Origin of the sequence: Sphaerobacter thermophilus DSM 20745, assembly GCF_000024985.1 — a bacterium.
Taxonomy (GTDB): Bacteria; Chloroflexota; Chloroflexia; order Thermomicrobiales; family Thermomicrobiaceae; genus Sphaerobacter; species Sphaerobacter thermophilus.
The window spans coordinates 2,127,465-2,150,391 of record NC_013523.1; the positions used below are offsets into that span (position 1 = coordinate 2,127,465).

The 22,927-nt window shown below is 68.2% G+C and carries 18 protein-coding genes; 5 read left to right on the plus strand and 13 right to left on the minus strand.

The window, feature by feature from the left end; all coding sequences use genetic code 11:
- Positions 1 to 92: 92 nt before the first annotated feature.
- The 6 genes from STHE_RS09715 to STHE_RS18760 all read right to left on the minus strand — a co-directional run bounded on the left by STHE_RS09715 (position 93) and on the right by STHE_RS18760 (position 6,752).
- A complete protein-coding gene (locus tag STHE_RS09715; RefSeq protein WP_012872402.1) occupies positions 93 to 1,034 on the minus strand; it encodes an LLM class flavin-dependent oxidoreductase in 942 nt (313 codons plus the stop codon).
- Positions 1,035 to 1,185: 151 nt separating this feature from the next.
- A complete protein-coding gene (locus tag STHE_RS09720) occupies positions 1,186 to 2,784 on the minus strand; it encodes an amidohydrolase (protein WP_012872403.1) in 1,599 nt (532 codons plus the stop codon).
- Positions 2,785 to 3,124: 340 nt separating this feature from the next.
- Entirely contained in the window at positions 3,125 to 3,538 is a 414-nt protein-coding gene (locus STHE_RS09725; protein ID WP_012872404.1) for an FtsB family cell division protein, read from the minus strand.
- A gap of 13 nt (positions 3,539 to 3,551) precedes the next feature.
- Positions 3,552 to 5,045 (minus strand): Asp-tRNA(Asn)/Glu-tRNA(Gln) amidotransferase subunit GatA, encoded by a 1,494-nt coding sequence (gene gatA, locus STHE_RS09730; RefSeq protein ID WP_012872405.1) that lies wholly within the window; start codon positions 5,043 to 5,045, stop codon positions 3,552 to 3,554.
- A gap of 38 nt (positions 5,046 to 5,083) precedes the next feature.
- The gene (gene gatC, locus STHE_RS09735; RefSeq protein WP_012872406.1) at positions 5,084 to 5,377 is read right to left on the minus strand and encodes an Asp-tRNA(Asn)/Glu-tRNA(Gln) amidotransferase subunit GatC; all 294 of its coding nucleotides are present in this window, start codon (positions 5,375 to 5,377) and stop codon (positions 5,084 to 5,086) included.
- A gap of 1,147 nt (positions 5,378 to 6,524) precedes the next feature.
- Positions 6,525 to 6,752: a hypothetical protein gene (locus tag STHE_RS18760; protein ID WP_148219953.1), complete on the minus strand. Its 228-nt coding sequence runs from the start codon at positions 6,750 to 6,752 to the stop codon at positions 6,525 to 6,527.
- A 138-nt stretch (positions 6,753 to 6,890) separates the two neighbouring features.
- Here STHE_RS18760 and STHE_RS09740 point away from each other — a divergent pair, with 138 nt between their 5' ends.
- Entirely contained in the window at positions 6,891 to 8,114 is a 1,224-nt protein-coding gene (locus tag STHE_RS09740) for a TolB family protein (RefSeq protein WP_012872407.1), read from the plus strand.
- 99 nt (positions 8,115 to 8,213) lie between these two features.
- Positions 8,214 to 8,768, plus strand: a complete 555-nt coding sequence (locus tag STHE_RS09745; RefSeq protein ID WP_012872408.1) for a hypothetical protein — start codon at positions 8,214 to 8,216, stop codon at positions 8,766 to 8,768.
- A gap of 7 nt (positions 8,769 to 8,775) precedes the next feature.
- Here the strand turns inward: STHE_RS09745 and dnaX are convergent, their stop codons facing one another.
- The gene (gene dnaX, locus STHE_RS09750) at positions 8,776 to 10,545 is read right to left on the minus strand and encodes a DNA polymerase III subunit gamma/tau (RefSeq protein WP_012872409.1); all 1,770 of its coding nucleotides are present in this window, start codon (positions 10,543 to 10,545) and stop codon (positions 8,776 to 8,778) included.
- An 89-nt stretch (positions 10,546 to 10,634) separates the two neighbouring features.
- Here dnaX and rsmI point away from each other — a divergent pair, with 89 nt between their 5' ends.
- Entirely contained in the window at positions 10,635 to 11,492 is an 858-nt protein-coding gene (rsmI, locus tag STHE_RS09755) for a 16S rRNA (cytidine(1402)-2'-O)-methyltransferase (protein WP_012872410.1), read from the plus strand.
- A gap of 989 nt (positions 11,493 to 12,481) precedes the next feature.
- On the opposite strand, the gene STHE_RS09760 is transcribed toward rsmI, so the two are convergent.
- The 5 genes from STHE_RS09760 to STHE_RS09780 form a co-directional block, all read right to left on the minus strand.
- A complete protein-coding gene (locus STHE_RS09760) occupies positions 12,482 to 13,813 on the minus strand; it encodes a dihydrolipoamide acetyltransferase family protein (protein WP_012872411.1) in 1,332 nt (443 codons plus the stop codon).
- 39 nt (positions 13,814 to 13,852) lie between these two features.
- The gene (locus tag STHE_RS19015; RefSeq protein WP_012872412.1) at positions 13,853 to 14,848 is read right to left on the minus strand and encodes an alpha-ketoacid dehydrogenase subunit beta; all 996 of its coding nucleotides are present in this window, start codon (positions 14,846 to 14,848) and stop codon (positions 13,853 to 13,855) included.
- 40 nt (positions 14,849 to 14,888) lie between these two features.
- A complete protein-coding gene (gene pdhA, locus STHE_RS19020) occupies positions 14,889 to 15,899 on the minus strand; it encodes a pyruvate dehydrogenase (acetyl-transferring) E1 component subunit alpha (protein WP_012872413.1) in 1,011 nt (336 codons plus the stop codon).
- Between the two features lie 231 nt (positions 15,900 to 16,130).
- Positions 16,131 to 16,634, minus strand: coding sequence for an adenosine-specific kinase (locus STHE_RS09775; protein ID WP_012872414.1), 504 nt, complete (start codon positions 16,632 to 16,634; stop codon positions 16,131 to 16,133).
- 210 nt (positions 16,635 to 16,844) lie between these two features.
- Complete coding sequence (locus tag STHE_RS09780; RefSeq protein ID WP_012872415.1) at positions 16,845 to 18,464, minus strand: MFS transporter; 1,620 nt, start codon at positions 18,462 to 18,464, stop codon at positions 16,845 to 16,847.
- 521 nt (positions 18,465 to 18,985) lie between these two features.
- On the opposite strand from STHE_RS09780, the gene pyk reads away from it, so the two are divergent.
- Complete coding sequence (pyk, locus tag STHE_RS09785; RefSeq protein WP_012872416.1) at positions 18,986 to 20,416, plus strand: pyruvate kinase; 1,431 nt, start codon at positions 18,986 to 18,988, stop codon at positions 20,414 to 20,416.
- Between the two features lie 382 nt (positions 20,417 to 20,798).
- On the opposite strand, the gene STHE_RS09790 is transcribed toward pyk, so the two are convergent.
- Positions 20,799 to 21,644, minus strand: coding sequence for an MBL fold metallo-hydrolase (locus tag STHE_RS09790; protein ID WP_012872417.1), 846 nt, complete (start codon positions 21,642 to 21,644; stop codon positions 20,799 to 20,801).
- Between the two features lie 181 nt (positions 21,645 to 21,825).
- Here STHE_RS09790 and STHE_RS18770 point away from each other — a divergent pair, with 181 nt between their 5' ends.
- Positions 21,826 to 22,926 carry an ATP-binding protein gene (locus STHE_RS18770; protein WP_012872418.1) on the plus strand — a complete coding sequence of 367 codons (1,101 nt, stop codon included), beginning with the start codon at positions 21,826 to 21,828 and terminating at the stop codon, positions 22,924 to 22,926.
- The last annotated feature ends 1 nt before the right edge of the window (position 22,927 follow it).

A 22,927-nucleotide genomic window follows, 5' to 3' on the forward strand; every position in this document is an offset into this window, starting at 1 on the left:
TTGGTGTCGATGCTGCCCCAAAGGGGTGAGTTGCCTGCGGGTTCACCCCCGGGCAACTCACCGACCGCATCTGCTTCGTTCGTCGGACCCCGTCAGTTCGCCAGGGCGACCAGCACGCGGGAGAGGCGCTCCTCTTCCTGGGCAAGATCGGACACTGGGATGGCCATGACGAGCAACTCGTCGATGCCGTCGCCAAGGAGCCCGGCGAGCCGCTCCTGCACCCGCGCCTCGTCGCCCCAGACGACCAGGTGGTCCAGCAGGTCGTCGCTGACGACCCCGCCGTCCACCGGGAACCCGGCGTCGGCGAACATCGCAGCGTAGAACGGCAGGCGCGCGTAGCCGCCGACCCTCGGGCGAGCGACCTCCAGCATCTGGGCCCGGTCGGACGTCATCGCCACCGGGACATGGGCGACCAGTCGCGGTGTTGCCCGACCCGCGGCCTGCGCGGCCTCCGCCATCGCCAGTGCCGCGGTTTCCCGCAGGTAGTCGGCAGGGCACATCCAAGAGATCGCGCCGTCGGCGAGTTCACCCGCCAGGCGGTACGCGTTCGCGCGCAAGGCGGAGATGTAGATCGGCACCTGGGCCGTCTGGCCGGTCTCGAGATGCACCGAGAAATATCGGCCCTCGAAGTCGACCGCGCCTTCCCAGAGCAGCGCGCGCAGGACGATCAGGTACTCCCGCAAGTGCGCCAGCGGCCGGTCCATCGGGATACCAAGGCTGTTCTCGATCACCGGCCGGTGGCTCGGGCCGATGCCGAGCCGGAAGCGCCCGGGCGCCAGTTGCTCCACCGCCAGTGCCTGCGATGCGAGCACCGCGGGATGCCGGGGATAGGTCGGCACGACCGCGGTGCCCAGGCCAATGCGGCTGGTACGTACTGCCCCCGCAGCGAAGAACGTCATGGCGTCGGGCGCCCCACGCCGGATCGTGGACCACACCATCGGCACGCCGCGGGCTTCCGCCCGGACGATCGCATCCACCGCTTCCGGCACCCGCAGTTTCTCCGTCAGATCCAATCCCACACGCGGCAGATCCATCGCGGTAACCTCCGGTGAGTCGTACGTCATGCGTCATACGTCATGCGTGGTGCTCCCCTCTCCCCTGGTGGGCTCCGTCCGAGCGGGGCCGGGGGGTGAGGGGGACGTATGACGCATCACGCATCACGCAACACGGAACACGCATCACGTCTCACGCCTCATACACCGTCTCGCCGCCGATAATGGTCTGGGAGACGCGCACCGCGCCGATCGCCTCGGGCTCGACCGCCCGCGGATCCTGCTCCAGCACGGCAAAGTCGGCCAGCATCCCGGGCTGGATGCGCCCCTTGCGCCCCTCCTCAAACGTGGCATACGCCCCCGCCACCGTATACAGCGGCAGTGCCTCCTCCACCGTGATCGCTTCCTCCAGCGCATAGGAGCGCCCCGAGCCCGTCCGCTCCGTCACCGCCGCCTGCACGCTCTTGAGCGGCACGTACGACGACACCGGACAATCCGACGAGAAGACCACCCGGATCCCCGCCTCCAGCAGGCTGCGGAACGGGTAGGTGAGCTGGATCCGCTCCAGCCCCAGGTGCCGGATGAAGCCGTCCCCGTACTCGGTGATGAAGATCGGCTGCGTCACCACCAGCACCCCCAGCCGCGCGATCCGCTCGATCAGATCCGGACGCAGGATGCCGCAGTGCTCGATCCGGTGCCGGTGATCGGCCCGTGGCAGCCGCGCCAGCGCCCGCTCGTAGGCGTCCAGCACCATCTCAATGCCGCGGTCGCCGATGGCGTGCACCGCCACCTGGAACCCCGCCTGGTGCGCCTGCCACACGTAGTCGTCGAGCGCCTCCTGCGCCATCATCGTCAGCCCCAGGTTGTCCTCGCGCGGATCCTCCAGGAACGGCCGACTCACCGCCGCGGTGCGTCCGATCAGACTGCCGTCGATGAAGAGCTTGACCGGCCCAACCCGCAACCGGTCGTCGCCGAACCCTTGCTTGATCCCCAGCCCGAGCAGGTGCGGCAGCAGGTGCTCCCGGATCATCATCGAGGTGCGCAGTTTGAGCGCCCCCTCGCGCACCGCCCGCTGGTAGGCCTCCAGGTGCTCGGGCAGCGAGGAGCCGGCATCCTGGCTGGAGGTGATCCCCGCCGCGACATAGGCGTCGTTGCAGCGGCGCAGGGCCGCGACGTGGTCCTCGACCGTCGGCGGCGGGATGACGGCGCGCACCAGCTCCTGCGCCGTCTCCTGCAGGAGGCCGGTCGGCTCCCCGTGCTCGTCCCGCACGATGTGCCCGCCCTCCGGGTCCGGCGTGTCGCGCGTGATCCCGGCCAGGCGCAGCGCCAGCGAGTTGACGACCGACATATGCCCGGAGCCGTTGACCACCATGACCGGGTGCTCGGGTGCGGCGGCGTCGAGGTCGTGGCGGGTAGGGTGGCGGCGCTCCGCCAGCTTGTTGTCGTCGTAGCCCCGCCCCAGGATCCAGGTCCCCGGCGGCACCTGGCGGGCGCGCTCGGCGACGTTGCGCACGATGTCGGCGATCGCGCGGACCTCCGGGTAGCCGGCCGGGACGTGGCCCAACGCGGTGCCGAAGCCGATCATGTGGTTGTGCGCCTCGTTGAAGCCGGGCAGACACACCCGCCCTGCCAGGTCCAGGGTGCGGTAGCCCCGCGGCAGGGCAGCTTCGACCAGGCGCCGCTGCCCCACCGCCACAATGCGCTCCCCGATGACCCCGACCGCCTCCACCTCCGGTTGCGCCGGATCCATCGTCAGGATCGTCCCGTTGGTGATCAACTGCGCTCCCGCCATCAACGTTCTCCATGCTTCTGCCGTACCCCAGAACGTGCAGCTACGTATGACGCATCCCGGGAAGCGTGTCAATGACAGCGGTGCGGAACACGAGGAGGCGAGGGAATCGAACCGTCCGGCGCGCAGAGTCGGGAGGGAGGTGTCGAGAGATGCGCTCGTGAGGAGATCCTTCGCTGCGCTCAGGATGACATCGGTCACTCAGGTAGTCCTGAGCCGATCAGGATGATCCGACCGAGCGCCTGCCTGCACTGGAATGAGAAACCGCCCGGCGTGGGTGCGATCAGGGCCACGTCGGGCGGCTATTGGTCATGTCATTCGGCAGTTGTAGGCTGTGGCAGCGTCAGGGCAACCCGAAGAGGTCTAGCCAGGCGCGCCAGGCGGGGTCACTGGCCGTCCGCTCGCCCGGCTCCGGCGTCGGAGTCGGGGTTGGCTCCGGCGCGGGTCGCAGCCGGAGCAGAATGACCGTCTCGCCGGGGCGGGAGAGGTTGAGGTCGCGCCGCGCGATGCGCTCCACGTAGCTCTCGTAGTCGGAGCGGTAGCGCACCAACTGCCAGGCAAGCTCGTCGTGCCGCGCCTGCATCGCCGCCAGGGCTTCCCGACGTCCGGCGATCTCCGCCTGCAACGCGCGCGCCCGCCACGCCTGCTCACCGAAGGCCACGACGAAGTAGAGCCCGATGGCCAGCACGATCAGCGCGACCACGCGCCCGCGGACGCGCTCGGCGTAGGCGCGGAAGGCGGTCAACCGGTCGCCCACGCCCGCCGACTCCTCACTTGGTATCGCCCGATGCATCCGCGCGCGCCATGTCGAGCGGCGGCCGGCGCTCGGACCACCCCGCCGCCTGCTCGTAGGCGTGCGCCACTCGAAGCACCGTCGCCTCGTCGAACGCTCGGCCGAGCAACTGCAAGCTCACCGGCATCCCGTGGGCGAAGCCGCAGGGTATCGCCACGCCGGGGATCCCCGCCATGTTCGCCGGGATGGTGAAGATATCGGCCAGATACATCTGGATCGGGTCGTCCACCCGCTCGCCGATCCCGAACGCAACCGTCGGCGATGTCGGCCCGGCGATCACGTCCACCTTCTCGAAAGCCTCGTCGAAGTCGCGCTTGATGAGCGTGCGGACCTTCTGGGCCTTCACGTAGTAGGCGTCATAGTAGCCGGAGCTGAGGGCATAGGTGCCGAGCATGATCCGGCGCTTGACCTCCGGCCCGAATCCCTGCCCGCGCGTCTGGAGATAGTCTTCAAGCAGGGTGTCCTCCTGGATGCTCAAGCCGTACTTCACGCCGTCGTAGCGCGCCAGGTTGGCGCTGGCCTCAGCCGGAGCGATGATGTAGTACGTCGCCAGCGCATAGCTCGTGTGCGGCAGGCTGACCTCGACCAATTCGGCACCGAGACGCTCCAGCTCGGTGATGGCGGCCTGCACCACCCGCTCGACCTCGGGGTCGACTCCCTCGACCTGGTACTCCCGCGCGATGCCGATACGCATCCCGCGGATGTCCTGCCCCAGCGCGTCGACATAGGACGGGACCGGCAGATCCACCGATGTCGAGTCGTTCGGATCGCGCCCGCTGATGGCTTCCAGCAGCACCGCGGCGTCCGCCACGCTGCGCGCGAACGGCCCGATCTGGTCCAGGCTGCTGGCGAAGGCGAGCAGGCCATAACGCGAGACACGACCGTACGTCGGCTTGACCCCAACCACGCCGCAGAAGCCGGCTGGCTGCCGGATCGAGCCGCCGGTGTCCGAGCCCAGCGCCAGGATCGCCTCGCCCGCCGCAACCGCGGCCGCCGAGCCCCCACTGCTGCCGCCCGGGACCCGGTTGAGATCCCACGGGTTGCGGGTGACGAAGAACGCCGAGTTCTCGGTCGAGGACCCCATGGCGAACTCGTCGGTGTTGGTCTTGCCGACGAAGACCGCGCCCTGCTCGCGCAGCCGGCGGACGACCGTCGCGTCGTAGGGACTCTGATAGTTGCGCAGGATCTTGGAGGCGGCTGTGGTCGGCGCGTCCACCGTGCAGAGGATGTCCTTGAGCGCGACCGGGATCCCGGTCAGCGCGGTCGCCTCCCCGGCAGCGATGCGCCGGTCCGCCTCACGCGCCTGAGCGCGGGCCACATCCGCCATGACGGTGATGAAGGCGTGGAGGTGCGGTTCCAGGCGCTCGATCCGCTCCAGATGCGCCTCAGTCAACTCGACCGCGCTTACTTCGCGGCGATCCAGCCGCCGCCGCGCCTCGATGGCACTCAGATTCGTCAGTTCGGCCGTCACCGTTGCCTCGCTCCCCGGTCCGCCCGCGATCCGCCGACTCAGGACTCGTCCAGCACCGCGTTCACTTTGAACATGCCGTCCTCGTGCTGTGGCGCGTTGCGCAGGACATCAGCGAGCGGCAGGGACGGCTGAACCTCATCATCCCGCATCACGTTCTGCAGCGCGATCACCTGGGCCGTCGGCGGGATCGCCTCCGTGTCAAGCTCGCGCAGCCGGTTGATGTGCTCCATGATCGAGGAGAGTTGGACGCGCATCCGCTCGCGCTCCTCCGGCTCCAGGCCGAGGCGCGCCAGCATCGCCACATGGTCCACTTCTTCGCGGCTCAGGGTCATCGGTCGATCGACCTTTCACGATGGAGACTCGCCACGCTTGGTGCCGGCCAGGCACGGCCGCGAGAGTCGAGTGTAGCACACCACCCCGCGCCCCACCACGCCCACGCGTACGGACGCACTCGGAACGAGCGACCTCCCCTCCACCACGCCGAAGCGACGACACCCCCCAACTCGTTCTCGACCAGGCAATCGTTTCCGGCCCAACTTGCCCGTTTCGCTCATCTTGACGACAAGGGCCAGTTTTCGCATCATGCCCTTACCGTTGCTTGTGTTCTGGGTGTGGGCGTTGCATCCGTGGGAAGTCGGATGCGACATCGGTCCAGTTGCGACCTCAGCCTCTGCGCCTCCGCCTTCGACAGCCCCCAACCAAGACGCCGACCCGAGGGGTGTCGTAGATGACACAGCCCGCGCTACCAATCCGTCGTGAGGAAGGACCGCCGTGCGAAAGCTCACCAGCGAGCCAGAGTTACAGGCAGCCAGGGAGGCCTTCCACCGCGTGTTCCGTTCGCGGGATGCCTTCACCGCCCAGAGAAGGGACGCACGCTCCTCGCGGAGGCCGGACTGATCCACTGAAACGCTCTCTCCTAAGATGGGAATGCGAGGCTCACCGGGTTTGGAGCCGGAACGGCGGAGATCATCGCTCGCTCCGACTCCGGCGGGAGCCAGAGCTTTCTGCGCGATGTCCTCGACTCGACGCTGGCTTTACAAACAGGCAGGGACACGATCGACGTGACCCGGGGGGTGCGCGACCTACTCCTCTCCCGGCACGTAGCAAGGTTGGCGGGCTGGGCGGTCGCACACGGTGTACTGCGGCTCCTCCGTCTGCATGAAGGCGAGCAACTCCGATAACGAGAAGACGTAGTCCGAGGCCCGAGCACGGGCATGGCAGGCGTGGCAGAGCGCTTGGTTCAGCCCTTGGGGCCACGATGGAGTGCAGGTCCCCGGGGATGGGCTGTCCGTGCGCGTCGCGCAGCACGCTGCCGTCGGCGTTGTGCTTGGGCTCGTAGGACTCCATGATGATGAGCGTACCCTCGGGGAGCGTGCGCGCCACCGTCGCGTAGCGGAAGACGCGCGTGCGGTAGTCCGCCGGCACCGCCAGGAGACCCCCGTCAACAGGTGCCAGGAGCAGAGGCGCATGCGGTGAAGCCTAGGGCGAGGTGGGCGGGGACGGTGCCGGCTCCACGGTGGCGATGGCGGGCCGCTGGCCCCGTGGGATAGCCGTAGGTTCTCCCCGCATCGTGACAGATCGGGTTGGTTCGGCCGGTGCGTTTTGTTCCGGTGGCGCCTCCAGCCGCGCCGGGTCAGCGTTACGGCACCCCTGCACGACCAGCACCGTCCAGGCCAGCACGAGGAGCCACAGAATACGCTTACTCATCACAATCAGCTCTTTAGGGAGAATCTCGCGATGTAGGCATGATTGTACCAAACCCGGCGCTGGCTGCGGGTCTGCTACAATGTGGGCCGACCACCGCGAGCATGCCGGTTCGTCGCCGGCGGGAGGAGTGGGGAACCTGTGGCCGTGCCACCGGTTCGGAGTCACGATGCAGCGAAACGGCCGGCCGCTGTCGTCCTGGCGCTGCTACTGGCGCTGGCGCTGCTCGCGGCCGGGTGCGAGGAGGTCGATCAGGCAGCCGTGCCGGTCGGCCGGCCCGACGACCCCATCAGCATCGCCTCGCCCTCGGCGAGCACTCCCGCACCGACCGCGCGGATACAGTCGATTCTTCCTCCTGAGGCGCCGCTCTCTGTCCCTCATGCCAGCCGGGTCTACTTCACCAGCGGTGGCGACCTGTGGCAGATGCCACGGGAAGGCCCGCCCGCGCCGGTCGTCACCGGCCGGGATATCCTCGCGTTCGGCCCCTCGCCGGACGGGGAGCAGGTGGCCGTCGTCTTCGCGACCCAGCCGGAAATGAACGGCAACAGCACGGTCGGGATCATGGCGGCGGACGGCAGCGTCGTGCTGGAGTTGCCTGACCCGGCGCCGGCCGAGAGCCAGGCGCCCGTCCGCGCGATCGCCTGGTCCCCGACGGGATCGGCGGTCGCCGTGGCCCGGCAGGACGGGTCGCTGACGCTGGTGGACATCGGCGGCACGGTGCAGTTTCTGGCTCCGCCCCAGCCGGAGAGCCTGCCCGACGACCTGAGCTGGTCGCCGGACGGTACGATGCTGGCCTACCGGGATCCATCGCTCCCGGGACAGGCAAGCAGCCTGTACGTCGTCTCGGCCGCGACCGGAGAGCGCACTCAGTTGGTCGCGGGGGAGACGGACGGTGCCGTGCTGGATCTGATCTGGCTGCCCGGCCGGCAGGCGATCGCCTACGTCCGCTCCTCACCCGCGAGCATCGAGGGTGGTGGCGACGTGTTCGTCGTCCCGGCGTCGGGCGGGCCCAGCCAGTTGCTCGTCTCGGCCGGGCGGTTCGCGCCGGTGGCGGGCGTGGTGAACCTGGCGGCCGCGCCGGACGGTCGCACCCTGGCGATGTCGGTCTACATCCCCGGTACCGACCACCCGCTCTTCCACGGCTTGTGGCTGCTCGACACGTCCACGATGGACCTCACCCAGGTGCCGACGGAGCGGGGCGAGGCAGTGACCGACCTCTGGTGGGTCGACCGCCGGCTCGTCTTCCGGGCGGTGGACGAGTCCCGGCTGGTGCATGCCGGGATCTACACCGGCACCGAGCCATTCGCCCTCTACGAGGTCGATCCAGCCACCCTCCAGGTCCGTGAGCGCCACCGCGGACCGTAAAACGCCATCCGTATTTCCATCATGCACAGACACCTTGGGCATACCGGCGGCCGGGCTTGTGCGGTGCAGGAATGCGCACGCATGAGGACGGAGGGGTCAATGGACGCTTCGACCGGTCGCAACGCCGCCGCCCTGGTGATCGGGACGACCCTGGTGATCGTGGGGATCGTGCTGTTCGTCGCCCGGATCACCGGGGCCGAGGTATTCGGCCTGCTCTGGCCGCTGTTCGTGATCCTGCCGGGCGTGGTGCTGCTGGCAGTGGCGCTGAGCGGCACTGGAGCGATCGCCGCACTGATCTTCCCGGGGGCGGTTCTCACGACCGTCGGGTTGGTCTTGCTCTATCAACGCTTGACCGGGCACTGGGAGAGCTGGGCGTATGCCTGGACGCTGGTCGTCCCGACGTCGATCGGGATCGCCATGATGATCTATGGCGTCCGCGAGGGAAAGATCCGGACCGGGCGGAGGGGCGTCATGACCGCCGGCATCGGCCTGGTCCTGTTCCTCGTACTGCTGGTCCTCTTCGAGTTCGTGCTGAACATCTCCGGCCGGTTCAGCGGCGAGGCGACAGGGATCGTCGGAGGGGCGCTCCTCGTCGCCGCCGGGTTGATCGTGCTCGGGTTGAGCGCGCTCCGGCCGCGGCGACGGGCGCGGTGAACCGCGGCTACTCCGGCTCGATCTCCTCGGCGTTGAAGATGCTTCGTGCCGCGCGCAGCCGGCGCTCGTCGTCCTGATCCGCTGGAGACTCGGCTGCGGATGGCGACGCGCCGCCGTTCGCGGGCGGTGGCGTGGGTGTGGGTGTGGCCTCCGTCGGCATCGGGGCCGCCGGCGCCACGTCGCGGATCTCCTCCGGGGCTAGGCAGACGACGCGGTAGGGTCCACCCATGTACCGGCCGAGCACGTCCTCGACGACGGCGCGGATCCCGTCGTCGTTCAGTTTGTTACGGTGGAACTCGTAGGGGGAGACCAGGACGACCTCCTCCCCCCGCACGTCCAGCGGGTCCACCGAGCTGAGGAGGGCAGCGACGCGGGAGTTGGCCATCTTCACGTCGCGCCGGATCTGCCCCCAGCTCGCGACCAGCCGTTCCAGCGCGGAGCCGGCTGCGGGGCGTGGCGTCGCGGCCGGCGTCGGGGCAGGCCGCGGGGAATCGACCGGGCGCACCGTGCGGAGCACGGGTGACGGCTCCCGCACCGGGGGTTGCCGTCGCGCGGGTTCCGGTCGCGGCGACGGCGCAACCGCACGCGCCGGCTCGGCCGGCCGGATCGGCGGGGGCTGCGGCGATTCCGCGGGCGGAGCCGCGGCCGGCGTGGCGCCGACGATCGACTCCACCAGAGCGATCTCCAAGGGCAACTGCGCGTAGGAGCCCTTGTTCAGCGCCCCCTCGATCGAGCTGAAGGTTCGCACCAGCGCGGCCAGCTCCGCCACGGTGAACTGCTCCGCCTGGGCGCGAGCGTCGTCCCCGGCCTCGTCGCTGGTGCCACCGGCGCGGATCAGGAGCAGCGTGCGGAGGTAGGCCACAAGCTGACGGTTGAGCTGATGGATATCCTCTCCGCTCTCGGTGGCCTCGGCGATGACGCGTAGCCCGGCGCCAGCGTCCTTCTTTGCCAGCGCGTCCACGAGCGCCACCAGGCGATCGCTTCGGCTCATGCCGGTGACGCGCCGCACGGCGTCCGCGGTGATCACCAGCTTGCCGTCGACCGTCTCCCCGAAGAGGGCGAGCTGCTCCAGCAGGCCAAGCGCGTCCCGCATACTGCCGGTGGCCTGACGCGCGATCAGCCGCAGCGCCTCGTCCTCGGCTTCCATACCCTCGCGCTCGCAGACCGCGCGCAGGTGCTCCACGACATCGCTGAGCGCGAAGCGGCGGAAGTCGAAGCGCTGGCAACGTGAGGCGATGGTGTCCGGCAACTTGTCCGGCTCGGTGGTCGCGAGGACGAACTTGACATGCCCCGGCGGCTCTTCCAGCGTCTTGAGGAAGGCGTTGAAGGCATCACGGGTGAGCTGGTGCGCCTCGTCGATGATGTAGAACTTGACCCGGAGCTGGGTCGGGGCGTACTTGACCTTCTCGCGCAGGTCGCGGATATCGTCGACCCCGCGGTTCGATGCCGCGTCGATCTCGATGATGTCGACTGCCGTCCCGGCGTTGATGGCCTCGCAGGCCTCGCAGGCATTGCAGGGGCGCGCCTCGGGGTCAGGAGCCAGGCAATTGACCGCCTTCGCCAGCAGCCGGGCGGTGCTGGTCTTCCCCGTGCCGCGCGGTCCACAGAAGAGGTACGCATGGGCGACCCGGTCGAGCACGATGGCGTTGCGCAGCGTCCGGGCGATGTGCTCCTGACCCACGAACTCGCCCGGCGCGAACGATCGCGGGCGATACTTCCGGTACAATGACTGCGACTGCGCCGCCGTCTCGGCGCGACCGCTCGGCTCCTGGGGCATCCATTGATCCTTACGAGCTGGCTCCTGCGCGGCGTCAAGTGTCCGTACGCATTATACCCCGCCGGGCGAGCCGGGTGAAAGACACGGGCATGGCCGGCACCCTGTACCTCGTCGCGACCCCGATCGGCAACCTGGAAGACATCACGCTCCGTGCCCTGCGCATCCTGCGCGAGGTGTCCCTGATTGCCGCCGAGGACACGCGCCACTCCGGCCGCCTGCTCAAGCACTTCGGCATCGAGACACCAATGGTGAGCTACCACGGCCACAGCGGGCCCGGGCGGATCGACGAGATCCTGGCGGCGCTGGAGACCGGCGACGTGGCCGTCATCTCCGATGCCGGGATGCCGGGCATCTCCGACCCGGGCTTCGAGCTGGTGCGCGCCGCGGCGGAACGCGGGATCCGCGTCGAGCCGATTCCGGGTCCATCGGCCGTCATCGCCGCCGTCGCGGCCTCCGGCCTGGTGCCTGGTGGGTTCCTCTTCCTCGGCTTCCCACCGCGCCGTCCGTCGGAACGTCGGAAGCTCTTCGCGTCGCTGGCCGACCTCCCGTTCCCGCTCGTCCTCTACGAGGCACCGCACCGCCTGCGCGCGACGCTTGCAGACCTCGAGTCGGTCCTGGGCGATCGGCCGGTCACTCTGTGCCGCGAGCTCACCAAGGTGCACGAGGAGATCATCCGCACGACCATGGCCGCCGCGCACGCGGCCTTGGAGGAGCGCCCCCCGCGCGGTGAATACGTCGTGGTCGTCGGAGCACCCGAGCCGCGCACCCGGACCGATCCGGAACAGGCCGCGGACCTGCTGCGAGACCGGCTCGCAGCGGGCGAGTCACCCAGCGCCGCCGCCCGCGCCGTCGCCCGCGCAACTGGCCTTCCCCGCAGCGACCTCTACCGCCAGGCCCTGGCGCTGCGGGAGAGGGAGGTGAGCGACAAGCCGCGGTCGAAGGATTAGGGGAGGGGTAGCGAGCGGCGTCTGGCGAAGAAGATGCATCCCCGAGGTTTGTCCTGGCCCGACGTTCTTGCGTTTGGGCGGATACGATAGGGATACCATTGCCGGAATGGGTCGGGGGTAAACCCCCGGGCGCACAATGGAAAGCCGGCTAAAGCCGGCTGAGGTCACACAGCGTTAGCTACCGAATGGTGTGGAACCGGCCGAGGTCAGGGCCCGGGGCTAGCGCCGCCGGGCTGAATAGGGAAAGCCCACTGAAGGGGCTGTCCTGTCCCATACCTGGGCTCACGCGATCCAACCTTCCACCGGGCCCAGCGTCCCCAGCCCCTTTAGTGGGCTTCGCCTTCTCAGCCCGGGGGTTTACCCCCGGGCACGCGCCGACCGGCCCACACCATGTCACCTGGGTCATCACCCGGGTCTGAACCGCAATGTGTCCCAGCCGGCTTCAGCCGGCTTCTTCTGTGAGCCCGGTGGCTTCAGCCCCTGGGCCCTTTCCACCGCACGAAGACCCAGCAGCACACGCCCCCGCACGCATGAACCCGCGGCCGCGCACCCACGGTCAAACAGCCACCACGGTGATCAATCAGTGTCCCTGAGACACAAAAAGAGGGCACAAAAACGCGATCCCGACGAGCCTCGTGGTTTCCGACGCCATCCTGTCGGTCTCTCCCACACCAGGTTTCCTCATCGGATTCCCGTATGGCCTGTACCGACGACCGCACCATCGTTGCCTCTGATGCGATCGACCTCCCCGGTTTCCCGGTTTGGTCTGGATCTTCCAAATCGGTTGGCCGATCTGGAAGTGCGCCGGCCCTTCGAACAACTCCTCGGGACCGCATAGTCAGAGTAGCACTCCGGTGCCGGCCTGTCAACCCCCTCAGGCCACGAATTGCTACGTTCGGATTTGGGCGGTGCGTGCCCGCTGAAATGCGCGACCGGGGCGGGTTTTCCCGCCCCGGTCGTATCCAGTCGTCTGAGATGACCCCGCGACGCTAGCTGATGGCCAGCAGCATCGGCTTCTCAAGGTAGCGCTTGACCTCCGCCAGGAACCGCGCCGCCTCGGCACCGTCGGTGACCCGGTGGTCGGCCGAGATCGTGATGCGCATCAGGTCGACCGGCACGAACACGCCGTCCTGATAGACCGGCTCCTTGCGGATGCTGCCGACGGCCAGGATCCCCGCCTGCGGCGGGTTGATGACAGCGATGAAGCTCTCGACATCGTACATGCCGAGGTTGCTGATGGTGAACGTGCCGCCCTGGTACTCCTCGGGGCGCAGCCCGCCCTCGCGGGCGCGCTGGATCAGGTCCTTAGTGATCGTCGCGATCTCGCCCAGCGACTTGCGGTCGGTGTCGGGGATGAACGGGGTGATGAGCCCGCCCTCCACCGCGACGGCGATGGCGATGTCGATCCGCTCGTAGACGCGCACCTGGTCGCCCGCGAAGCTGGCGTTGAGCATCGGGAACTTGCGCAACGCCAGCGCCGTGGCCCGGACGATCAAGTCGTTGACCGAGACCTTCTGCTCCGCCTCGACCTGCTCGTTGATCTGCTCGCGCAGGGCGAGCGCGGCGCCCATGTCCACCGTGGTGGTGACGTAGAAGTGGGGCGCCTGGAAGCTCTCGGTCATACGCCGGGCAATGGTCTGGCGCATGCGCGAGAGGTCGCGCAGCTCGCTCGGCGGCGCGCCTGGGGGCGCGGCCACTGCTGCGGGCGCTGCGACCGGCGCGGCCGGAGCAGCCGGGGCAGCGGCGGGTTCGGCCGGGGCCGCCGGCTCGGGCGCAGCCGCGGGAGCGGCCGGGCGGCCGATCAGCGGCATGATGTCTTCCTTGACGATCCGTCCGCCGGGTCCGGAGCCTGCCACGGTACTCAGGTCGATGCCGTGCTCGGCGGCCAGACGGCGGACCAGCGGCGAGGCACGCACGCGCTCGCCCGGCGCCCGCTCGACCACCTGAGCCACCGGCTGGGGCTGGGACTCCGGCTGTGGCGCCTCGCGGACACCGTCAGTCGGGCTGGGGGCGGCGGGGGTGCCGGCTTCGGGCACCGTCGCCTCGGTCTGCGCAGGGGTCTCCGGCACGTCGATCGGCTCGTCCGGGTCGCCGACAATGGCGATCGCCTGGCCGACCGGGACGGTCGCGCCCTCGCTGACGAGGTGCTTGCGCACGACGCCGGACTCGAACGACTCGATCTCCAGGTTGACCTTGTCCGTCTCGATCTCGGCGATCGGCTCGCCACGCTCGACCCGTTCGCCCTCCTGCTTCAGCCAGCGCAGGAGCGTCCCTGCATCCATGTCGTAGCCCATCTGGGGCATCACGACGGTCTTGGCCATCCGTTGCTCCTCTGCTCGATGCTGTGCTGATCCGGCGCGTCAGCGGGCTGCCGCGAGATCCTGGTACAACACCTCACGGACCGCCGCCACCACCTCGTCCTTGCCGGGAATGACCAGCCGTTCGAGGTTCTTGGCGTACGGCATCGGCACCTCGACGCTTCCAACCCGCGCGATCGGGGCGTCCAGATAGTCGAACGCGTGCTCTTGGACCGCCGCCGCGATCTCCGCGCCCATGCCCAGAGTCCGCCAGCTCTCCTCGACGATGACCAACCGGTTGGTCTTCTGCACCGAGCGGACGACGGTGTCGATGTCGAGCGGGCGCAGCACCCGCATGTCGATCACCTCGGCCTCGATCCCCTCGCGCGCCAGCTCCTCCGCGGCTCCCATCGCCAGGTAGTAGCCGCGCGACCAGGAGACGATGGTGACGTCGCTTCCCTCGCGGCGAACCTCCGCGCCTTCCAGCGGCAGCAGGTACTCGCCCTCCGGCACCTCGCCCCGGTTGCGGTAGATCAGCGAGTGCTCAATGAACATCACCGGGTCGTCGCTGCGGATGGCCGACTTCAGGAGCCCCTTGGCGTCCTTCGGCGTCGCCGGCATCACCACCCGCAGCCCGGGCACGTGCGCGTACCACGCCTCGAAGGTCTGTGAGTGGGTCGCGCCCAACTGGCCCCAGCCAGAAGCGGTCCGGATCACGATCGGCACCGAGAACTGGCCGTTGAACATGTAGTGGATCTTGGCGGCGTGGTTGACGATCTGGTCCATCGCCAGCAGGCTGAAGTTGATCGTCATCAGCTCGACCACGGGGCGCAGCCCACCCATCGCCGCCCCGTTGGCCAGCCCCACGATCGCCAGCTCGGAGATCGGGGTATCCCTCACCCGCTTCCTGCCGTACTCCTGCAGGAAGCCGCGGGTGACCACGTAGGAGCCTTCGTAGGCCCCGATATCCTCGCCCATGAGGAAGACGCGCTCGTCACGGTCCATCTCTTCGCGGAGGGCCTCCCGGAGCGCGTCGCGGTAAGTAATCTCTCGCGCCATGTCGCCTGTCGTCTCCCCTGCTCCGAGCGATGCGGTCGCTCTAGCGTACCGCTACCGGCTCCGTGTACACGTGCTTGGTCAACGTGGACGGATCCGGCACCGGGCTCTCGTCGGCGAAGCGCACCGCTTCCTCCATCTGCGCATCGACCTCGCTGTCGATGGCATTCAGCTCATCCTCGGTCGCCACACCCTCGGCGAGAAGCTTCCCGCGGAAGCGGAGGATCGGGTCCTCCTGCCGCCACTTTTCGACCTCTTCCTTGGTGCGGTACGCCTCGGGGTCGGCCATCGAGTGGCCGCGGAAGCGGTAGGTCATTGCCTCAATGAAATATGGGCCATTACCCGCGCGGCAGTGGTCAAGCGCCTTCTTGACCGCCTCCCGCACTTCCAGTACGTCCTGGCCGTCGATCCGCTCCGACGGAATGTCGTAGGCGGTGGCCTTTTTGGCCATCTCTCGCACCGCGGAGGCGTACTCGACAGCGGTGCCCATGCCGTACTGGTTGTTCTCACAGATGAAGAGCACCGGCAGCTTCCAGAGGGACGCGAAGTTGAGCGCCTCATGGAAGGCCCCGTTGTTCGTCGCCCCATCGCCGAAGAAGCAGAGGACGACGTAGTCCTGTTCCAGGTACTGGCTGGCCAGCGCCAGGCCGGCTGCGATCGGCAGGTGCCCCGCGACGATCGCATAGCCACCCCAGAAGTTGCGCTCGGCGTCGGCGAAGTGCATCGAGCCGCCGCGGCCACCGGCGACCCCCGTGGAGCGGCCGAAGAGCTCGGCCATCAGCAGGCGCGGGTCGGTCCCCAGCGCGATCGCATAGCCATGGTCGCGGTAGTGGGTCACGACGTGGTCGCGCTCCTCCATGGCGTCGATTGCGCCGACGGCGATCGCCTCTTCACCGATGTACAGATGCAGGAACCCGCCGATCTTGCCGTGCGCGTACTGCTCCGCCGCCCGCTCCTCGAATTTCCTGATCGCCACCATCTGCCGGTAGAGATGGAGCAAGTCATCCTTCCCCAGCGTCAGATCCTTGGTTCGGCTGCCGTCTGGGCTTGTCATACCTACCCTGCCTCCAGACTATGACGCTGTACGTGCCCAGGGGAATGCTCCGGAGTGCTGCTGGTCGGCGGGGTTTCCCTGCCCCATCACCGTCCCGGCCCGCGGGCACGAGCCGCACACGCATTCAACTCCGGATTCTACCCCAACACGTGAGGTAGAGCCACGCAGACGCGGCCCTTTCTCATCCAAACCGTAGCTATATGAGTGTTTGCCCGGCTCCTGGTTCGCCGCTTAGGCACTCCCGGGGCCCAGCTTGTAGCCGAACCGACGGAGCAGATCCTGTCGCGCCCTGACCTGCTCCGGAGTCTCCACCCCGAGCGGCTTGAACCCGTCCACCACGCCGAGCACCGCCCGGCCCTCGCCCACGTCCGCCAGGATGACTTCGGTCGGGTTGGCCGTGGCGCAGAAGATGGTGCAGACCTCCTGCACAGCGCGCACCGCGGGAAGGACGTTGATCGGGAACGCGTTGCGCAGCATGATGAGGAAGCAGTGCCCCGCGGCGATCCCCAGCACGTTCTTCTGCGCCAGCGCGATCAACTCCTCGTCCGTCCCGCTCCAGCGCACCAGGCGGTCGCCGGACGCCTCGCTGAACGCGAGGCCGAACTGGATGCCCGGCACGCTGCCGACGAGCGCCTCGTGGAGATCCTCGACCGTCTTAATGAAGTGGCTCTGTCCGAAGATGATGTTGACGTCGTCAGGCTTCTCGATGCGGTAGCTGGTGAGTTCGATCGGCATACCGCCCTCCCCTCGGCTGAGCCGCCACGGCGCACCGCCGCCGGGACACCCTCCTGCGGTCATCCTATCACGGTTCTCGCGATGCGGACGCTGCCGCTCGGATTCCGTTTCGGCACGTGATCTACCCGGGGTCAGGGGCGGGCGCAAAAGACAGAGCGCCTGCCGTACACGGCAGGCGCTCGTCCGGTGACCGCGAGGGGTGCGGGGCGGTTAGCGCCCTTCGAGAGCCAGATCCTCCTGCTCTTCGATGCCGTAGATCCGCCGGTGCCGGACCGTGACCACCGCGCTGATCACGACCACGAGCAGCGCCAAGATTCGGAAGAACCACTGGACGTTGAGGGTCTCCGTGTTCAGCGTCGGCATCAGGAACTGGTCCGCCGCCACCAGCGCCACGATGGTCAGGCCGACCAGGGAGCCGAAGATAGCCGGCGAGTACCCCCGCTGGCGCGTCTCGATCCCCTCGATCGTGTTGTCCTTCGTCTCGCGCAGCAGGAGCGAGCCGACGACGAAGGTGATGGCCGCAACCGTGACCGGGTAGATCAGGCCCACGTACGGCGCGTACCGCGACAGGGAGCTGTTGTCCTGCGCGGCGACGACCAGCGCCGTGGCAATCAGCGGCAGGAAGCCACCGAAATAGCCGTTCCCGATGTGATACGGAAGCGACACCGAGGTGTAGCGGACCCGCGCCGGGAACGACTCGACGAGGAAGGCGGCGATCGGGCCGTAGACCATCGTCACGAAGAGGACCAGCACGAAGACGCAGAAGATGAGGACCACCGGGTTGTAGTTGCCCCCGACCGGCGTATGCGCCCGCATCAGGACGAAGATCGGGATGGTGAAGATCGCGGCGAGCAGGTTCCCCGCCATCATCACCGTCTTACGGCCGAGTCGGTCGGAGAGGGCACCGAAGACGACGAAGAACGGGGTTCCGAGTGCCAGCCCGATGGCGACGATCCAGTTCGTATCGACGAACGGCACGCCCGCCGTCGATTCGTTCTGCAGCCAGCTCAGCGTGTAGAACTGGCCTGTGTACCAGACCACTGCCTGCCCGGCAGCAGCACCCCAGAGAACCAGCAGGATCGTCTGCCACTTGGCCTTGCTGCCGAAGCTCTCCATGATCGGCGCCTTGGAGGTCTTCCCGGCGTCCTTAATCTTGGTGAAGAGCGGGGATTCCTTCAGGCGGAGTCGAATGAAGAGCGACACAGCGACCAGGACGATCGAGAGCAGGAACGGAACACGCCAGCCCCAACTCTCCCACGCCGACTGCGACATGGATTCACGCACGGCCAGGATGACGAGTAGGGACAGGAACAAGCCGAGTGTCGCGGTCGTCTGGATGAAGCTGGTATAGAAGCCGCGCTTGTGGTCGGGGACGTGCTCGGCGACATAGACCGCGGCGCCACCATACTCGCCGCCGAGGGCGAGGCCTTGCAGCACACGGATGGTGACGAGGATGATCGGTGCAGCAATGCCAATCGTGGCGTAGCCGGGCAGGATACCGATGAGGAACGTCGCCCCACCCATGATCAGGAGCGTGACGAGAAAGGCGTACTTGCGTCCGACCCGGTCGCCGATGCGGCCGAAGAAGAGCGCGCCGAAGGGACGCGCCGCAAACCCGGCTCCAAATGTCGCCAACGTGGCGAGCAGCGCGGCTACCTGATTGCCGCTGGGGTAGAAGTGCAGGGAAATCACCGTAGCCAGGCTGCCGAAGATATAGAAGTCATACCATTCAATCATCGTGCCCACGGCCGAGGCGCCGATGACCCGGAAGATGCTGGAATCCCCCTGACGACCTGCGGGTGTGGATGCTGGAAGTGCCCCGCTGGACATACGGCTCCCCCTTCTGTGTCGTTGCGTGCCGGAACTCTCATCTGACGTGAGTCGTTGCGGTCGTCACCGACAAGACCAGGAACCCAATCCGCGCTGCGTTGTCGAAACGGATCACGCTGGGCGACAGGCTACCGACTCCCCACTTCCCGGCCTGTCGGCCCGCTTACGTGCGGGACATGTCCGTGGGCTACTTTCCGGTACCCGGTGCCACCTCCTATCTATGTGAACGTAACGCTCTATTGTCGCGGTAGTTGCTATTTTATCGACACATACCTAATCTTGCAATAACTTCTTGTCGAATGCGTACGCGTCCGCGTCGCAGCGCGAGGTGAGCGATCCTCCCACCCGCGGGCGTTTCACCGATGGAGAGACCGATTTGGTAAAGGAGTTGACGCACGCTCGGCCCATTTCTCTGCTGCTCTACCGGGCACGAACAGTGCGTGGTATCGTGGATGCCGGACCCGAGAAAAGCAGGTGCTGCACTATCCCGCCCGGCGGCTGAGTCGAGGAGTACCAGTATCGTGAACGCCCCACGCCGCACCCGAACGACCAAGATCGTGGCAACGATCGGCCCCGCGTCCTGGGATGCGCAGACACTCGAGCGCCTGATCCGCGCGGGCGCCGATGTGATCCGCATCAACACCGCCCACAACGCCGTTGAGGAACGCTACGCGATCGTGCAGATCATCCGCTCCGTCACGCGCGAGACCGGCCGCCACATCGGCATTCTTCAGGACCTGGCCGGCCCCAAACCTCGCACCGGCCCGGCCGCGGACGGCGAGGCGATCATCTTGGAGCGGGGCGCGCTGGTCCAGCTCACAGCGGGCGATGACCCGCTCGAGCCCGATCGCATCTCGATCGACGATCCGGAGCTGGTCAGCGCACTGGGCGCCGGGCAGCGGGTGTTGATGAGCGATGGCCTGATCGAACTGATCGTCACCGCCCGTAGGGGAGATAGTGTGACGGCGCGGGTGGTGCGCGGCGGGCGCCTGCGCGGCCGCCAGGGCGTCACGGTGCCGGGCGCCCCGGCGCCGGTACGTACCCTCTCAGCCACCGAGGCGACCGACATCGCCTTCGCCGCGGAGCAGGACCTGGAGTACCTCGGCGTGAGCTTCGTCACCTCCCCGGCCGACATCATCATGGTCCGCGACGAGCTGCGCCGGCACGGCGGCCGCGCCGCCGTGGTCGCGAAGATCGAGCGTCCTGAGGCGCTGCGCGCCATCCACGAGATCAGCCACGTGGCCGACGCCCTCATGGTCGCCCGGGGGGATCTGGGCGTGCAGCTCCCGCCGGAGGAGGTGCCGATCGCCCAGAAGCACATCGTCGACGTGGCGCGCTCCCACGGGAAACCCGTCATCATCGCCACGCAGATGCTGGAGACAATGACCAGTCAGCCGCTCCCGACGCGCGCGGAGACGAGCGACGTGGCTTATGCCGTGCTCGATGGGGTCGACGCGGTCATGCTCTCGGCCGAGACGGCCACCGGCAAGTACCCGGTGGAGGCCGTCGAGATGATGGACCGCATCGCCCGGACGGTGGAGACCGCCTTCCCGGTGAGCCCGCGGCCGCAAAGCGACCGAGCCGACACGATCGCCTCCACCATGGCTCGCGCCGCCAGCGACCTCGCCCGCCGCTCGACGCTGGTCAACTTAATTGCCGTCATTACCCGCAGCGGCTACTCCGCCCGCGAGGTGGCCCGCGAGCGGCCGGCCGTCCCGGTGGTCGCCGTGACGAACAGCGAGTTCGTCGCGAATCAGCTCGCGCTGGTGTGGGGGGTTGAGACGGTAGTGATGGAGTTCGCCAGCGACACCGAGACGCTGGTCCGCGATATCGGCGAGCGGCTCGTCGCCACCGGCCACGCGCATCCCGGGATGCACGCCCTCTTCGTCGGTAGCCTCACCGTCCACCACGAGCCCGGCCACGTCGACGTGCTCCATCTCCGCCGGCTGTGAGGCGGAGACAAGTCAGGCGTTCAGGGGCAACCGCACCTGGCGCGTTCTCTGGGTGTTATGCGGAGGAAAGCTGTTCTCGGACACAAGAAACGATCCCGACGAGCCTGCGTCTCGACGCCATCCCACTGACCGATACGTTCCTGGCTTGCCGACGAGCGCCGGCTGCCCTGGTTCGCTCGTGCCAGCGACCGCTCCCCAGCTTCCTGGTTTGCGGCCGACCGCCCCGGCTTCCCGGTTGGGTCGGGATCAGCCCCGAGGGTGGGCCTCGGTGGCTGTGCGTCGATCCGTCGGTCGACTCCTCGGGATCGTGTATGTACAGTACCACACGTGTGCCGGCTTGTCAAGCCCTTGCGTTCGAACGCACGCGCGGGGGACGGCGGCCCTACCGAACCAACCGGTACGTCGCCTGCTCGTCCGCGCCCTCCTGGATGACGCGTCCGTCCTCGATCAGTTTCTCCAGGTGCGCGTACACCGTCGAGCGGGCGGCGTACACGTTCCGTGGGGCCAGATCAGGGTAGATGCGCGCAACGAGGTCAGGGATAGTAGTGACACCGGCGGCCAGGTATTCGGCGATCTGCTCCTCGCGCGCCAGCCGGTGCTCGATGTAGCGCCGCAGCGTGGCCGGTCCGTTGTCAATCACCGGGCCGTGTCCCGGCAGGAGCCGGGTGACACCGCGGTCGAGCAGGCGCTGGAGCGACGCCAGGTAGGCGCGCATGCTGCCGTAGGGCGGGAAGATGCCGACCGTGCCCCGCCCGTGCACCAGGTCCCCCGCGAGCGTCACACCGGAGTTCCGTTCGACAAAGACGACATGCCCCGCGGCGTGACCCGGCGTCAACACCGCATCGAAGACCAGCCCGGCGACCTCGAAGGTCTGACCGTCCTTGAGGTAGTGGTCCACGGGGAGGGGTTCTTTCAGTCGCTCGGCGACCGGCAGGTCGTCCGGGTGCAGCCAGATCGGCGCCCCCGTCGCCTCGCGCAGTGCCGCCGCCCCTGCGGCATGATCGACGTGAGCGTGGGTCAGCAGGATGTCACGCACCGGCGGGTCACCCAGCTTTGCCAGCGCGGCCAGGATCACCTCGGTCCCCGCCGCGGATCCAGGGTCGACGACCACCACCGGTCCACCCTGCTCGGGGGAGTGGACGATGTAGGCGTTCGTCTCTTCTTCCATGATGCCGTCGTTGGGCACCGGCACGCTGATGATCTTGCTCGCGATGTCCACCGTCTCCACTGGCAGATCTCCTCCGAGCCGGAGTTCTTCCCCACGCCGGGGCCGCGCCCCGCTCCGCTCTGCGGACATGCTACCAGACGCGTCCAGCGCGGCTTCGCCCCGCTCGGGCTATCATTGTGCCAGTGCTCCTGGCACGCCGCGAGGATGGCGAGCATGTCAGGCATGGAGGAGGTCGATGGCCATGACGACCACGCCCACCAAGCAGACCACCGCCGACCTGGACGACCTGGCCTGCGCCCTCTTCAGGCCGCTGAACCTCGATGACCTGCTCGCCGCACTCCCCGGGCTGCTGGCCGCGGCGCTCGGCGATGGGCTGGAGTGGCGCGTGAGAATCGCGGCGGACGATCGCCCCTTCGAGGCCCCCGCGCTCGCCGAGGCGCGCTGGCAGGTCAGCCTGCCGCTCCGCCATGACGGGCGCCTGCTCGGCGCCATCGTCGCCGGCAGCCGGAAGGCAGTCGCGCCCGATTGGTGGGACGAGGACCGGGCCGGGCGCGCCGCGTCCCTGATCGCAGCCGCGATCGACCACCACCAGCGCGCCGCACGCCCGGCGGGCCGGCTGGCAAGCCAGGGCGCCCACCTGCGGTCGGATCTGGCGGCCATCCTCTCCCACGAGATGCGCACACCGCTGGCGTCGATCAAGGGCTACGCCTCGGCCTTACTCCTGGAGGACGCCTACTGGGACGAAGAGACCCGGCGCGAGTTCCTGCTGGCGATCGACGCCGAAACCGACCACCTGACGCAACTAATCGAAGACGTGCTCGATGCCTCGATCATTGAGGCCGGGGCGCTGCGCATCGAGCCGGAGCCGATCCTCCTGCCGCATATGGTTCGCCGCGCCATCGATAAACTGGCGCTCCGCACCGATCGCCACCGCTTCGTCCTCTCCTTCCCGCCCGACTTCCCGGCGGTGATGGCCGACGCCCTGCGGATCGATCAGGTCCTGAGCAACCTGCTTGATAATGCAGTCAAGTACTCGCCGCAGGGCGGGCTGATCGTCGTGAGCGGCCGGGTCGCGGGAGACGAGGTGGTCGTCAGCGTGGCCGACCAGGGGATCGGGATCGCGCCGGAGCATCTGAACAAGCTGTTCGAGCGGTACTTCCGCGCCAGCACGAACGGCCGCCGCGTGGCCGGCACCGGTCTGGGGCTGCCGATCTCCGACGCCATCATCCGCGCGCACGGGGGTCGCATCTGGGCCGAGAGCACTGTCGGGCAGGGAACGGTCTTCTCCTTCACCCTGCCGCTGGCGCCCCGCGATACCGAAACTGACGCAGAAGGGAGCTAGC

Excerpts from the sequence above, each read along its gene's own strand:
- STHE_RS09775 (WP_012872414.1), bottom strand. The coding sequence starts at position 16,634 with ATGCCGATCGAACTCACCAGCTACCGCATCGAGAAGCCTGACGACGTC.
- STHE_RS09715 (WP_012872402.1), bottom strand. The coding sequence starts at position 1,034 with ATGGATCTGCCGCGTGTGGGATTGGATCTGACGGAGAAACTGCGGGTG.
- pdhA (WP_012872413.1), bottom strand. The coding sequence starts at position 15,899 with ATGACAAGCCCAGACGGCAGCCGAACCAAGGATCTGACGCTGGGGAAG.
- gatC (WP_012872406.1), bottom strand. The coding sequence starts at position 5,377 with ATGACCCTGAGCCGCGAAGAAGTGGACCATGTGGCGATGCTGGCGCGC.
- STHE_RS09760 (WP_012872411.1), bottom strand. The coding sequence starts at position 13,813 with ATGGCCAAGACCGTCGTGATGCCCCAGATGGGCTACGACATGGATGCA.
- rsmI (WP_012872410.1), top strand. The coding sequence starts at position 10,635 with ATGGCCGGCACCCTGTACCTCGTCGCGACCCCGATCGGCAACCTGGAA.
- STHE_RS18770 (WP_012872418.1), top strand. The coding sequence starts at position 21,826 with ATGACGACCACGCCCACCAAGCAGACCACCGCCGACCTGGACGACCTG.
- STHE_RS09780 (WP_012872415.1), bottom strand. The coding sequence starts at position 18,464 with ATGTCCAGCGGGGCACTTCCAGCATCCACACCCGCAGGTCGTCAGGGG.
- dnaX (WP_012872409.1), bottom strand. The coding sequence starts at position 10,545 with ATGCCCCAGGAGCCGAGCGGTCGCGCCGAGACGGCGGCGCAGTCGCAG.
- STHE_RS18760 (WP_148219953.1), bottom strand. The coding sequence starts at position 6,752 with ATGAGTAAGCGTATTCTGTGGCTCCTCGTGCTGGCCTGGACGGTGCTG.
- STHE_RS19015 (WP_012872412.1), bottom strand. The coding sequence starts at position 14,848 with ATGGCGCGAGAGATTACTTACCGCGACGCGCTCCGGGAGGCCCTCCGC.
- STHE_RS09720 (WP_012872403.1), bottom strand. The coding sequence starts at position 2,784 with ATGGCGGGAGCGCAGTTGATCACCAACGGGACGATCCTGACGATGGAT.
- STHE_RS09745 (WP_012872408.1), top strand. The coding sequence starts at position 8,214 with ATGGACGCTTCGACCGGTCGCAACGCCGCCGCCCTGGTGATCGGGACG.